This window comes from Flavobacteriaceae bacterium HL-DH10, from assembly GCA_031826515.1.
In the GTDB taxonomy this organism is placed as follows: domain Bacteria; phylum Bacteroidota; class Bacteroidia; order Flavobacteriales; family Flavobacteriaceae; genus Thalassobellus; species Thalassobellus suaedae.
In genome coordinates, this window is sequence record CP134536.1 from 2,853,348 (window position 1) to 2,866,252 (window position 12,905).

Consider the following 12,905-nt stretch of genomic DNA (forward strand, 5'->3'; position numbering starts at 1 on the left):
ATGAACATAGGCTTTCTAACACCCGAATATCCACACCCTAAAACAGGCAAGTCAGGCGGTATAGGGACCAGTATTTTCAATCAGGCCAAAGCCTTGGTTGATTTGGGACATGAGGTGCGTATTTTAGTGTATGGGCAGGATGGGGATGATTATTTTATGGAAGACGGATTGCATTTTCACAAAATAAAAAATATAAAAGTAAAAGGATTGTCACTGTTTTTAACCCAAAAAAAAGTAGAACGCGTACTTAATGCCTTATATGTGTCTGGTAAATTAGATATTGTAGAAGCCCCAGACTGGACAGGGTTTACAGCTTTTGTAAGACCCAAATGTCCCTTGGTAATTAAAGAACATGGGAGTGATACGTATTTTTGTCATTTGGAACAGCGCCCAGTTAAATTTAAAAATAAGTTTTTGGAAAAGCGTGCCTTCACAAAAGCTGACGGTATCATTAGTGTGAGTGCGTTTACAGGAAAACTCACTAATAGCTTATTTAAACTAAAAAGAGACTTTACTGTGATTCCAAATAGTATTGATAGCACGTTATTTGAGGCAAAAACTAATGATACTAGTACGTTGACGATTCTTTATTTTGGGACCCTAATAAGAAAAAAAGGGCTTTTGGAACTACCAAAAATTTTTAATTTGGTTTATAAAAAAAATACTAAAGCTAGATTGCTTCTTGTTGGTAGAGATAGTACCGATATTAAAACAGGTTCATCTTCAACCTGGGAATTAATGCAACCCTTGTTTGATGAGTCGGCTTTTAATAATGTAAGTTATTTGGGAGCAGTTGCCTATTCTGAAATTCAGGAACTTATTGGAAAGTCAACAGTTTGTGTGTTTCCCTCTTTTGCCGAGGCATTACCTGTTTCTTGGTTAGAAGCCATGGCTATGGAAAAAGCTATAGTAGCTTCTAATATAGGATGGGCAAAAGAAATGATTGAAGATGGTAAAGAAGGGTTTTTGGTAAATCCAATACATCATGAGCAGTATGCTGAGCGTGTTTTGGAATTGCTTGATGATACCAGTAAACAAAAACAATTTGGTAAAGCTGCAAGGGAAAAAGTAATTGCAAAGTTCAGTATGGAAACAGTGGCTAAACAAAGTTTAGAGTTTTATAGTCAACTAATACATTAGGCTATGGTTATACTTTATCATTGTCATAATAAGATTCAAGAGGTGGTTACTACTAAGCATCAAAAAATTGATGTTGATAAAAATGTGACGCTTGTTAAGGCTTTGCATAATCTAGCTAATCAATTTCCAAATGAAATAATAGTGTGGTGCCATCTGGATTACAAAGATTATTTAGATTTAAAGGTCATTAAAACTATTTTTCATCACAACAAAATAATGCTGTCATACCATCCAGGAGACCATCAATTTTTGGATGAGCGAATAGGTTATGTGGAGGAATCCGTTTTTATAAATATCAATAAAAAAGTATCCTACCCTACTTGGCAAATGAGTAGTGCAGTAGGAGCTATACATGCAACTGTTTTATTGGAAATAAAAAACAGCATAGCACTAGATTCTAACTTTGATTATTACCTTAATTCTTTGGCAAAATTAGCGATGCCGCTTGGATTATTCTGTTATTCAGAGCCTCGATTATTATCTGGGGAAATGAAATTGACTAATTCTAAAGCGGATATGTTTACTCTTTTCAAGTTTGTTAAACAGCATTATAAGATGCGATGGGTGTTTTTATTGGTTTTGAATATATGGTTGTATGAAAAAAAAATAATGTTGCTTCCTTTTTTGTATACATTTTGTTTTGGTAAAAGAACCAATATATCTATAAACTTGGATGCCATAACTGTTCAATCTTCCAAAAAAGGATTAGATAAAACAACCATAGATGTTATCATTCCAACCATTGGTAGAAAATCTTATTTGTACGACGTATTATGTGATTTGCGAAACCAAACTCAGCTCCCAAAACATGTGATTGTTGTGGAACAAAATCCAGTTGAAGAAAGTGTTTCAGAATTGGATTATTTAATATCAGAATCTTGGCCGTTTAAAATATTACATACATTTACACACCAAACAGGTGCTTGTCATGCCAGAAACATCGCTTTGAAACAAGTAAAAAGTGATTGGGTGTTTTTAGCGGATGATGATATTGTAATTGAAAATAACTTTCTAGCTAAAATCAATCACACTATTAATCAATTCCCATATAAAGCGTTTACTTTTCGTTGCTATTTAAAAGGAGAAACCAAAGTGTTCAATAAAATTATACAATGGGGAACTTTTGGTTCTGGTTGTAGTATTGTGAATATGGAGTCTTTAAACGGAAGTGTTTTTTCAGAAGCCTATGAACATGGCTTTGGAGAAGACTCCGATTTTGGAATGCAACTTCGTAATAAGGGTATTGATGTTATTTATTTACCAGAACCCTCTATATTACATTTAAAAGCCTCTATAGGTGGCTTTAGAACAAAACCTAAGTTGTTATGGCAAGACGAGGATGTACAGCCAAAACCATCACCAACAGTTATGTTATTTCAATTATTGCACAAAACCAAGACCCAACAATTGGGATACAAAACGTTATTGTTTTTAAAATATTACAATAAGCAATCCATTAAAAAACCTTTTAAATATTATAGAGCATTTAAAAAACAGTGGAGCCAAAGTTTAAACTATGCTAACCAATTAAAAAATAATTTCTAATGATGTTTTCATTGATAGTATGTACCTATATCCGACCGCAACCTTTGTTAGAATTATTGCAGTCGGTTAAAGAACAAACGTTATATCCTAATGAAATTTTAATAATTGATGGTTCATCAAACAACGAAACTGAGACAGTTTTAAATAAAAAACCTTTTAAAAACTTAAGATATTATAAGGTTGATAAATTAAACAGAGGCTTGACCAAACAGCGGAATTTTGGAATTAATTTGGTTTCTAAAGATTCTGAAATAATGTGTTTTTTAGATGATGATATTATTTTAACTCCTAGCTATTTTGAAACCTTAATTGAAACGTATTCAATTAAATCAGACGCATTAGCTGTTGGGGGTTATATTACGAATGAAGTTTCATGGAAATTATCAGATAATCAAAATGACTCGTCAAAATTTTATTTTGATGGTTGGATGCGTAATGAACCTTCGCGATTTAAAATAAGACAATTATTTGGTTTGTTGCCAGATGTGGACCCAGGATTTATGCCTACATTTTCTCATGGGCGTTCTATTAGTTTTTTACCACCATCAGAAAAGATTTATGAAGTTGAACAACTTATGGGGGGGTATCTAGTTATAAAAAAGAAGTTTTCAATAGCCTTAAATTTTCTAATTATTTTGAAGGTTACGGACTTTATGAGGATGCCGATTTTTCATTGAGACTAGCGAAAATGGGTCGTCTATATATAAATACTGGCGCACAATTAGAACATTATCATGATGACTCTGGACGACCAAATAAATATAATTATGGAAAAATGGTTATTAGAAATGGGTGGTATGTGTGGCGCGTGAAATATTCAAATCCTTCAATAAAAGCTAAAATAAAATGGCATTGTACAGCCATATTACTAACTAAAGTTAGGGTTTTAAATATAATAACAACTTCAAACAGAAAAGAAGCTTTAACAGAAAGTTTAGGACGAATTGTTGGTTGGTTTTCGCTTATCTTTAATCCGCCTAAGGTTGAATTATAAAACATCTATCTAATATTTAACAATGAAATTTTTAATCCTCACACATGTTTTACACAAGCAGCAGAACAACCAATGGTTTGCCTATGCGCCTTATGTGAATGAGATGAATTTATGGTTTAAATATGTAGATGAGGTTGAAATAGTAGCGCCAATTTTAATAAATAAAACAAGTTCAATAGAACACCCCTATTCACATAATAATATTAAGTTTAATAAAATACCATCTATTGCCTTTATAAATTTTAAGCAGTCTTTTTTGTCGATATTTTTATTGCCATCAATTTTCTTTAAAATTTTCAAAGCTTGTAAAGAAACAGATCATATTCATTTGCGATGTCCTGGAAATATTGGTTTAATAGGGTGTTTAGTTCAAATACTATTTCCTTCAAAACCTAAGACTGCAAAATATGCTGGAAATTGGGATCCAAACGCGAAACAACCCTTAAGTTATAAGTTGCAAAAATGGATTTTAAGGAATACATTTTTAACTAAAAATATGACCGTTTTGGTGTATGGAGATTGGAACCATCAAACTAAAAATATAAAATCCTTTTTTACGGCTACTTATAAAAACTCTGAAATAGAAAAACTTATAAAAAGAGAGTATTCAGACATGTTAAAGTTTGTTTTTGTGGGCAGTTTAGTTGAGGGCAAAAGACCTTTGTTTGCAATTAAGTTAGTAGAAGAACTATACAAGCAAGGAAAACAAATCACTTTAGATCTGTATGGTGATGGCGTTTTAAAAGAAGTTTTGCAAAATTATATAGTAGAAAACAAATTAGAAGATGTTATTGTCGTGCATGGTAACCAATCTAAAGAAATTATAAAAGAGGCATTACGAAAGGCTCATTTTTCAATATTACCATCAATTTCTGAAGGTTGGCCAAAAGCAATAGCTGAAGCCATGTTTTTTGGGGTAATTCCCATTGCAACAAAAATATCCTGTGTGCCTAATATGTTAGATTATGGAGAAAGAGGCATATTAATTGAACCAAAATTAGATGTTGCTACAACCATTATAAATAAGGCATTACCTAATGTTTTGTTATTAGAAGGGATGTCTCAAAAAGCTTCAAATTGGGCGCAAAGTTATACCTTAGAGGTTTTTGAGGAAGAAATTTCTAAACTGATAATGCCTTCATGAGAGTATTACAATTAATAGATTCATTACATGCTGGAGGTGCGGAGCGCGTCGCTGTAAACTTAGCAAACGGATTATCTACTAAAATTGATAAGTCCTTTTTATGTGCGACTCGACAAGAAGGACATTTAAAGGAAAGTATTTCAAGTCAGGTGGGTTATTTGTTTTTAAATAAAACAAAAACTATAGATTTTAGAGCGATACAAAAGTTGAAAGCTTTTATTAAAGAAGAAAAAATTGAAATAATTCACGCACATTCCAGCTCTTTTTTTTTAGCAACTATTATTAAAATAATATACCCAAAGCTTGTATTGGTATGGCATGATCATTATGGGAAAAGTGAGTACTTAGATAAACGTCCGACATTTGTTTTAAAATGGTGTTCGAAATTATTTAATCATGTTTTTGTAGTTAATTCCAAGTTAGAAAGTTGGTCTAAAGAAATGCTTGATTGTAAATCGGTAAGTTATTTGCCGAATTTTGCAGTTGCTAACAACAAAGCATCTTTAACAAAATTAAAAGGGGAAGCAGGAAAAAGAGTTATTTGTTTAGCAAATTTCAGAGCGCAGAAGGATCATATAAATCTTTTAAAGGCTTTTAATATGGTATGGAAAACAAATACGGGTTGGACATTGCATTTAGTTGGTCATGATTTTAAAGATGAGTATGCATTAGACATTAAAAATTTTATAAAAGATAATGCCTTAGAAAAGCATGTCTTTATTTATGGAAGTTGTACGGATATTTCTCATATTTTAAATCAGAGCGATATAGGGGTGTTATCTTCAAAATCAGAGGGTTTGCCTTTGTCGTTATTAGAATATGGCTTAGCAGGCTTAGCAACTATTACAACTAATGTTGGAGATTGTTACAAAGTGGTTTCCAAAGATGCAGAAGGCCTTTTAATTCCTTCAAATAATACAGATGCTTTAGTAAATGCTTTGTTGAAATATATCAATAATAAAAATTTAAGACTTGAGTCAGGACGATGTTTAAAAGCGAAGGTTAATACGTCGTTTTCTGAACCGTCTATATTAAATTCCATTTTAGAAACTTATAAAAAACACCAAATATGAAGTTGTCTTTGTATTATAAACTTCTTGTGTTTCATATAGTTTTAGCTATTGGTATTTTTGTCTATAAACCATTAGCATTAGCTTATTTTCTGCTCATTATTGTATTTTTTAGTTATAAAATTTTAAGGGCATCTAAAAAGTATAAAACATTCTATGTGCTATTAGCTTGTGCTTACATCGTGGGAATTGAAGTTTTTTTAAGGATGAATGGGGGTACAGTATTTTATGAAGCAAGTAAATATTTAGTTATTGTATTTGTTGTGATGGGATTATTGAGTAATAGCTTTTCAAATCAAGCCATAATTTATTTGATTTATATTTTATTGCTAATCCCAGGGATTTTTGTTGCGGTAACAGAAATGGGGTTTGAATCGGATATTAGAAGAGCCATTGCTTTTAATTTAAGTGGTCCTATTTGTTTAGGAATCACTGCATTTTATTGTTATAAGAGGAGTTTAAGCTTTAAGCAGATAAAAATTATATTGTTAGCTTTTTTATTTCCGCTTATTAGTATGGCTGTTTATTTGGTTTTATATACACCAAATTTACAAGAGATTATAACCAGTACAGGATCTAATTTTAGTGCTTCTGGTGGTTTTGGACCTAATCAAGTAGCAACCGTTTTGGGTATAGGTATGTTTGTGTTATCAACACGTTTTTTTATGTCTAGAGAGTTATTCTATCATAGAATTATTGATTTAATTTTGTTTGCATTATTAGGGTTTAGAGCATTGGTAACATTCAGTAGAGGAGGCGTCATTACAGCTACTATATTGATTGTCTTTTTTTTAGCCGTTTATTATTTTAAAGTTAATATAAAAACGAAATTCCGTATTAAATTTTCATTATTTGTTTTCTTAATGATGGTGGTCTTTACTTGGTTGGTTAGCTCCATTCAAACCAGTGGGTTTTTAGATAAACGTTATGCGAATCAAGATGCAGCTGGAAGAGAAAAGGAAGATATTACTACAGGAAGAACAGATTTGTTAGCTTTTGAGATTGGTGAATTTGTTGATAATCCTTTTTTAGGAATTGGTGTTGGTAAAGTAAAAGAAGCACGTTTAAATGAAACGGGTGTTGCTGCAGCCTCACATAATGAAATGAGCCGTATAGTTGCAGAGCATGGTTTGTTTGGGGTATTTGCTTTTTTAATTTTATTGCTTACTCCATTGGTGTTTAGAATGAGAAATAGAACGAATCTATTTTTTTATTCATTCTATTTGTTTTGGTTTCTAACCATTAATCATTCTGCCATGCGAATTGCTGCGCCAGCATTTATTTATGGACTTTGTTTGTTAAATATCACTTATGAAACACCCAAAACGAAATCATTATACCCAAAACATGATTAAACAGATGCTACATGTGACTCCCGATAGCTATCGGGATGAAAAACAATAAATATAACACATGAAAAAACTTCTATATATAGGAAATCAATTATCTCAAAAAGGTAAAACAGAAACAACTATTGAGACATTAAGCAAATCTTTGAGGTTAGAAGGTTATCTTGTTTTTACTGCTTCAGAAATTCAAAATAAGATAGTTCGTTTACTGGATATGCTATTTCACATACTTAGATATAGAGCCCAAGTTGATTTTGTTTTAATGGATACGTATAGCACACAAAATTTTTATTATGCTTATTTGTGTAGTCAATTGTGTAGATTTTTAAAGTTGAAATATATCCCTATTCTACATGGCGGTAATTTACCAAATAGGTTGAAAACACACCCAAAGTTAAGCAAACAGATCTTTAATAATGCTTATAAAAATATAGCACCTTCTGAATATATTTTATCGGAATTTAAAAAACAGGGTTATCATAATTTAGTATATATTCCTAATTCTATAAAGCTTAAAAATTATCCGTTTAAGCAACGTATTATTGATAAACCAAAACTTCTTTGGGTACGTTCTTTTTCAGAAATTTATAATCCATTATTAGCAATAGATGTTTTTAATCAGTTACTAAAAGAAGACGTTGAAGCCTCATTATGTATGGTTGGTCCGGAAAATGATGGTTCACTTAAAAAAGCGAAAGTCTATGCCAATCAATTAGATGTAGATATTACGTTTACGGGAAAACTTTCTAAGCAAGCATGGATTGATGTATCACAGGACTATAATATTTTTATTAATACCACTAATTATGATAATATGCCAGTAAGTGTTATTGAAGCTATGGCATTAGGATTACCTATTGTCTCAACCAATGTTGGTGGTATGCCTTTTTTAATTGAAAATGAAAAAGAAGGCATATTAGTTAAACCCAATAATGTAAATGTATTTGTAAGCGCCATAAAGAAGCTCCAAACTAATAGAGAACATGTAAATTCAATAACTAATAATGCAAGGAAAAAAGTGGAATGTTTTGATTGGGAAATTGTTAAAAAACAATGGCTTAGTGTTTTGCAGTGATTTTTGGTTTTAGTTGAATTAACTTACTATATTTACAGTCTCTCAAAAACTGCTCATTAAATGTCGAAAAAAGGAATTCACTTCAATATTTCCGAACGTAAAGTATTATTGCGTGTTTTTGATATTATTTCAATACTTGTTGTTTTATATTTTGTAAGTAACACATTTGATTTTGATTATTTTACTATCAATAAAGAAAATTGGAGATGGGTATTTGTGTTAATTTTATACATTTCTCTATTCGGAACTATTTTTGAACTTTACGATTTGCAAAAATCTAGTAGGTTAGAAAAAGTACTAGCTAATATTATACTCACAGCATCTGTTACCGTGCTGTTTTATTTTTTAACCCCATTTTTCACTCCTATTTTACCAGACAATAGATTGCAAATTCTTTATTTTTATTTTGCGATACTATTTGCTCTGTTTGTTTGGCGTTTAGCCTATATAACGTTTATAGTATCTCCACGTTTTTATAAAAAAGTACTAATAGTTGGAGAAACCTCTAATATACAAACGATTGTAGAAGCTTTTAATGGAGCAGATTCTAATTATAAAATAGTTGGTTTTATTAATTGTGAAGTACAGAAAATAGATAAGATTAAATTTAATGGAATAGTTGAATATAGCCCTAAGCAAATTTATCAAGTTATTAAAGATGAAAGTATATCTGAAATTGTTATTGCTAGCTATAATTCAGAATCGATAACACCAGAAATTTATAAAGATCTTATAACACTTTTAGAAGGCGGGTTTTCAATAAAAGAGTATGCACAGGTTTATGAAGACATGACCTATAGAGTGCCTGTTCAGTTTGTAGGAAAAGATTTTTATAAATACTTCCCCTTTAGTAGAAGTAATCAAAATAAAATGTATCTGTTTTTTCATCGTTTTTTTGATGTCCTTATTTCTGTGACAGGAATTTTATTTAGTGTTTTCATTATTCCATTTGTTATGTTAGGTAATTTAATTGGTAATCGTGGTCCTCTTTTTTATTCCCAGGAACGCATTGGTAAAAATGGTAACCTTTTTAAAATAGTTAAGTTTAGAACTATGGTGAAGAATGCTGAAAAAGATGGAGCCGTTTGGGCCAAAAAGAATGATGTTAGGATAACACCTTTTGGGAAGTTTTTAAGAAATTCTAGGCTAGATGAAGTCCCTCAGTTTTTGAATATTTTAAAAGGTGATATGAGTTTAATCGGACCAAGACCCGAGCGCCCATATTTTGTTAGAGAGTTATCGCAAACGCTTCCTTTTTATGAGACAAGGCATATTATTAAACCAGGTTTAACAGGGTGGGCACAGGTAAATACTAGATACGGGTCTTCAATAGATGATAGTTTACTAAAACTTCAGTATGATTTATATTATATTAAGCATAGAAGCTTTTTTCTGGATATTAATATTCTTATAAAAACCATTAGTACTATGATTTTCTTTAGAGGGCAATAGATTACGTTTTATGTCTAAAGTTTGTTATAATGATTTATTAAAAATATATACCGAATACATAAAGCGATTAATAAAGGAATTAGCCCAATTGCAAACACTTGTATTCCAATAATCCAATGTAAGGTTAATAGGCATAAAAGGATGACTAAAAGTTTTATGTACTTTATAAACCAATCACTAATATTCTTTTTATATAATTGGCTTAGTACTAAAATGTTAATAGGACAAGCCCAAAGTAGATTATAATTTTGGTGTGTACCTGTATGATTAGTAGCAAACCAAAGCAGTAAGATAACTACGCTAATAAGTCCAGTAACACTAAACAAAGTGATATCTAACCATTTACTTTGCTTGTTGTTTTTATAATCTTTATAAGTGATGAAGATGATAAGAAATCCAATAATTCCAAAAATGAATAAAGGACTCGTTAAAAAGGATTCTCTTTCTACAGTTTCTTTTTTAGCGTAAAGTATTTTGCTTTCTTTTACTAGTGGCGTACTCCCGTTATTTATGGTTGCTGCTTTAAAGAATTTATAGATGTATTTGGGTAAAAACATCTGTTCTTCTGGTGTTGCTTTTTTATCAATTACAGCACCTAAAGCCATATCGATGCCTAAACTTCCCCAAGAATTTCTATTAAGATTTTCGTGTATTAAGGTTCTAAACGATTTTTCTTCGTAATTTTCAGGAAGCTTAAATTGAATGGTGTTGTTTGCTGCAATATTAGTGACATCTTTAATTTTGGTAGCACAGTTATCAAAAAAGAATTCATATAAATAATTTCTATTTTTTGGCTTGTAATTGTTTAATAAGAAGTTGTATAATTTTTGTTTTTCAGTTTGAGAAAGGTTTAAAATTTGCGCTTTTATACTTCTATTATAATATGCATATACTTGATAAAACCTGTAAAAATCATCTTTCCCTATGGAATAGTTGAGTTTGCCTTGAGCAAATTTTAAATAAAAATTAGGAGCATTAAAATTAAATTCACCATAACCATAAACTTCATCAATTTTATTTTTACGATCTAAAATTCTAAAGGCACTATGTCCAAAAGCATCATTTAAATCATTACCAGGACCAACAGTAAGGACACTTATTTCGGCTTCATTAGATAAAATGTTTGGTTGAGCCTGTAGAGTAATAAAAAACAAAAAAGAGACTAAAAGGATAAGTTGTTTTTGCATATTTTATTGATTACCGAAAGATACTTAAATCTACTTTTAAAGAAAACACATTAGAATATAAAGCCACACTTTGGTCGCCAATATCGGTAAATGCATAATCTATTTGAATACCATTATATTTAAAGCCTAAACCAAAACTAGGTTGAAAACTTAACTGCTCGGTATTATCTATTTGTAACTCATTCTGAAAATTACCTAAACCAGCACGTAAATAAACCATATCTATATAACCAAACTCAAAACCTAAAGCAGGATTGATACTAGCAAATGATGAAGAGAATACATCATTGTTTTCTTCAAACCTAACATTTAAATTAACCGAAGTTAAAAGCGTATAATCGTAGTTGAAGTCTACTAATTTAGAAATTCCAATCTGTAGTTTAGGAATGGTTATTTCAGTAGTTTCTGGGAGTTCTTGGTTCTGTCCCTCTACAGCATTTTGTACTTTAGCAAATTCTGTTTCATCAATTGCCCAAGCATTAAATGTTGTAGTAATATCGCGCGCCATCACTCCAAATTTCCAGTCGTTTTCAGTTTCAAACTGAATTCCTAAATCTAAACCAAATCCCCAAGAAGACGCAAAATCGCCTATAATACGACGAATTACTTTGGCGTTAACACCATAGTTTAAACCTTGTACAGGAAGCTTTCTGGCATAAGAAAACGTTAAGCCATAATCGGCAGTTGAAAATAAACTAATTCTATCATAATTAATATTGCCTTGTTCGTCAATAAGTTGCGTTGTGTTTAAAATATCATCAACTGCAAAGCGAATTAATGATATGGCAATAGCACTTCTATCATCTAAAGGCATGGCATAAGCCGCATAATCATAGTTGGCAATATTAGCAAAGTAGCTAGAATGCATTAATGCTAATTGATTGTCTTCAAGTTTTAATAATCCAGCAGGATTCCAATAACTTGAGTTAACATCAGCCGTATGTGACGTTACTGCACTACTCATACCCAAAGCAGCAGCATCCACACCAATATTCATAAACTCATTAGAATATTTTCTAGTGGTTTGACTAAATATAGATATTGAAATTATAGAGAATAATACCGTTAAATAAGCTTTCAATCGCAATTTTTTTACAAAGATGCACATAATTTACAATCTTTAAAACTTCAAAATGTAATAGATATTGTTTAATACTGGTATTAGACGAAAATTGTTTATTATTTTTACAAAAACAAATTTGAGAACATGAACAAATATATTCCGAATGCATTAACCCTTTTAAATCTTTTCTGCGGAAGTATAGCAGTTATATTTGCGGTTAATAATAATTTTGTAACCGCTGCTTTGTTTGTGTTTTTAGGCATTTTTTTCGATTTCTTTGATGGTTTTGCTGCTCGAAAATTGAATGTTCAAAGTGCATTGGGTGTTCAGTTGGATTCTTTAGCGGATCTGGTAACTAGCGGATTGGTACCAGGTATAGTTATGTATAAACTTCTAGAATTATCTGATAGAAGTTGGACTGCGATAAATTTTATAAATGACTCCAGTTTGAGTTTTAGAGAAATTTCGCTTTTTCCTCTTTTTGGTTTAGCTATAACCTTGGCATCAGCATACAGGTTAGCAAAATTTAATATAGATGAAGAGCAACAAACTTATTTTAAAGGCTTGCCAACTCCAGCAAATACATTACTTATAATAGCATTACCACTAATAATAGAATTTCAAAATAGTGATGCAATAAATACTATTATTCTTAATAAATGGTTTTTAATTGTAGTGACTATTTTAAGCTGTTACCTTTTAAATTCAAACATTAAACTATTCGCTTTAAAATTTAAAGATTATAGTTTTAAAAATAACGGCACTAGATATATTTTTATTTTATTGTGTTTGGTGTTATTAATAGTATTACAATTTGCAGCTATTCCAATCATTATATTACTTTATATATTCATGTCTGTTCTAGACAATTTAACATCGAAATAAT

Annotated in this window: 12 protein-coding genes; 10 read left to right on the forward strand and 2 right to left on the reverse strand. The window is 30.7% G+C overall.

What is annotated here, in order from left to right; all coding sequences use genetic code 11:
• Genes RHP49_12125 through RHP49_12165 form a run of 9 tightly spaced genes read left to right on the forward strand, consistent with a single transcriptional unit; the run spans position 1 to position 9,769 of the window.
• The gene (locus RHP49_12125) at positions 1 to 1,140 is read left to right on the forward strand and encodes a glycosyltransferase family 4 protein (protein WNH11643.1); all 1,140 of its coding nucleotides are present in this window, start codon (positions 1 to 3) and stop codon (positions 1,138 to 1,140) included.
• 3 nt (positions 1,141 to 1,143) lie between these two features.
• Positions 1,144 to 2,685, forward strand: a complete 1,542-nt coding sequence (locus tag RHP49_12130; protein ID WNH11644.1) for a glycosyltransferase — start codon at positions 1,144 to 1,146, stop codon at positions 2,683 to 2,685.
• Positions 2,685 to 3,362: a glycosyltransferase family 2 protein gene (locus RHP49_12135; protein ID WNH11645.1), complete on the forward strand. Its 678-nt coding sequence runs from the start codon at positions 2,685 to 2,687 to the stop codon at positions 3,360 to 3,362. The genes RHP49_12130 and RHP49_12135 overlap by 1 nt, the downstream gene beginning before the upstream one ends.
• An 11-nt stretch (positions 3,363 to 3,373) precedes the next feature.
• Positions 3,374 to 3,679 (forward strand): hypothetical protein, encoded by a 306-nt coding sequence (locus tag RHP49_12140; GenBank protein WNH11646.1) that lies wholly within the window; start codon positions 3,374 to 3,376, stop codon positions 3,677 to 3,679.
• A gap of 22 nt (positions 3,680 to 3,701) precedes the next feature.
• A complete protein-coding gene (locus tag RHP49_12145) occupies positions 3,702 to 4,823 on the forward strand; it encodes a glycosyltransferase (protein ID WNH11647.1) in 1,122 nt (373 codons plus the stop codon).
• Positions 4,820 to 5,896, forward strand: a complete 1,077-nt coding sequence (locus tag RHP49_12150; GenBank protein ID WNH11648.1) for a glycosyltransferase — start codon at positions 4,820 to 4,822, stop codon at positions 5,894 to 5,896. Before RHP49_12145 ends, RHP49_12150 begins: the two co-directional genes overlap by 4 nt.
• The gene (locus RHP49_12155) at positions 5,893 to 7,248 is read left to right on the forward strand and encodes an O-antigen ligase family protein (protein WNH11649.1); all 1,356 of its coding nucleotides are present in this window, start codon (positions 5,893 to 5,895) and stop codon (positions 7,246 to 7,248) included. Before RHP49_12150 ends, RHP49_12155 begins: the two co-directional genes overlap by 4 nt.
• A 58-nt stretch (positions 7,249 to 7,306) precedes the next feature.
• A complete protein-coding gene (locus RHP49_12160; protein ID WNH11650.1) occupies positions 7,307 to 8,317 on the forward strand; it encodes a glycosyltransferase family 4 protein in 1,011 nt (336 codons plus the stop codon).
• Positions 8,318 to 8,377: 60 nt separating this feature from the next.
• Positions 8,378 to 9,769 (forward strand): sugar transferase, encoded by a 1,392-nt coding sequence (locus tag RHP49_12165; GenBank protein WNH11651.1) that lies wholly within the window; start codon positions 8,378 to 8,380, stop codon positions 9,767 to 9,769.
• Between the two features lie 14 nt (positions 9,770 to 9,783).
• On the opposite strand, the gene RHP49_12170 is transcribed toward RHP49_12165, so the two are convergent.
• Both RHP49_12170 and RHP49_12175 read right to left on the reverse strand, forming a co-directional pair.
• A complete protein-coding gene (locus RHP49_12170; GenBank protein ID WNH11652.1) occupies positions 9,784 to 10,956 on the reverse strand; it encodes a DUF4105 domain-containing protein in 1,173 nt (390 codons plus the stop codon).
• Between the two features lie 10 nt (positions 10,957 to 10,966).
• Entirely contained in the window at positions 10,967 to 12,037 is a 1,071-nt protein-coding gene (locus tag RHP49_12175; protein ID WNH11653.1) for a PorV/PorQ family protein, read from the reverse strand.
• A 126-nt stretch (positions 12,038 to 12,163) separates the two neighbouring features.
• Between RHP49_12175 and RHP49_12180 the strand changes: the two genes are divergently transcribed.
• Entirely contained in the window at positions 12,164 to 12,904 is a 741-nt protein-coding gene (locus RHP49_12180) for a CDP-alcohol phosphatidyltransferase family protein (protein ID WNH11654.1), read from the forward strand.
• Position 12,905: the final 1 nt, after the last annotated feature.

Bases quoted from the DNA above. Each gene is read 5' to 3' on its own strand.
- RHP49_12155 (WNH11649.1), top strand. From the start codon at position 5,893: ATGAAGTTGTCTTTGTATTATAAACTTCTTGTGTTTCATATAGTTTTA.
- RHP49_12165 (WNH11651.1), top strand. From the start codon at position 8,378: ATGTCGAAAAAAGGAATTCACTTCAATATTTCCGAACGTAAAGTATTA.
- RHP49_12125 (WNH11643.1), top strand. From the start codon at position 1: ATGAACATAGGCTTTCTAACACCCGAATATCCACACCCTAAAACAGGC.
- RHP49_12170 (WNH11652.1), bottom strand. From the start codon at position 10,956: ATGCAAAAACAACTTATCCTTTTAGTCTCTTTTTTGTTTTTTATTACT.
- RHP49_12130 (WNH11644.1), top strand. From the start codon at position 1,144: ATGGTTATACTTTATCATTGTCATAATAAGATTCAAGAGGTGGTTACT.
- RHP49_12145 (WNH11647.1), top strand. From the start codon at position 3,702: ATGAAATTTTTAATCCTCACACATGTTTTACACAAGCAGCAGAACAAC.
- RHP49_12135 (WNH11645.1), top strand. From the start codon at position 2,685: ATGATGTTTTCATTGATAGTATGTACCTATATCCGACCGCAACCTTTG.
- RHP49_12160 (WNH11650.1), top strand. From the start codon at position 7,307: ATGAAAAAACTTCTATATATAGGAAATCAATTATCTCAAAAAGGTAAA.
- RHP49_12140 (WNH11646.1), top strand. From the start codon at position 3,374: ATGGGTCGTCTATATATAAATACTGGCGCACAATTAGAACATTATCAT.
- RHP49_12150 (WNH11648.1), top strand. From the start codon at position 4,820: ATGAGAGTATTACAATTAATAGATTCATTACATGCTGGAGGTGCGGAG.
- RHP49_12180 (WNH11654.1), top strand. From the start codon at position 12,164: ATGAACAAATATATTCCGAATGCATTAACCCTTTTAAATCTTTTCTGC.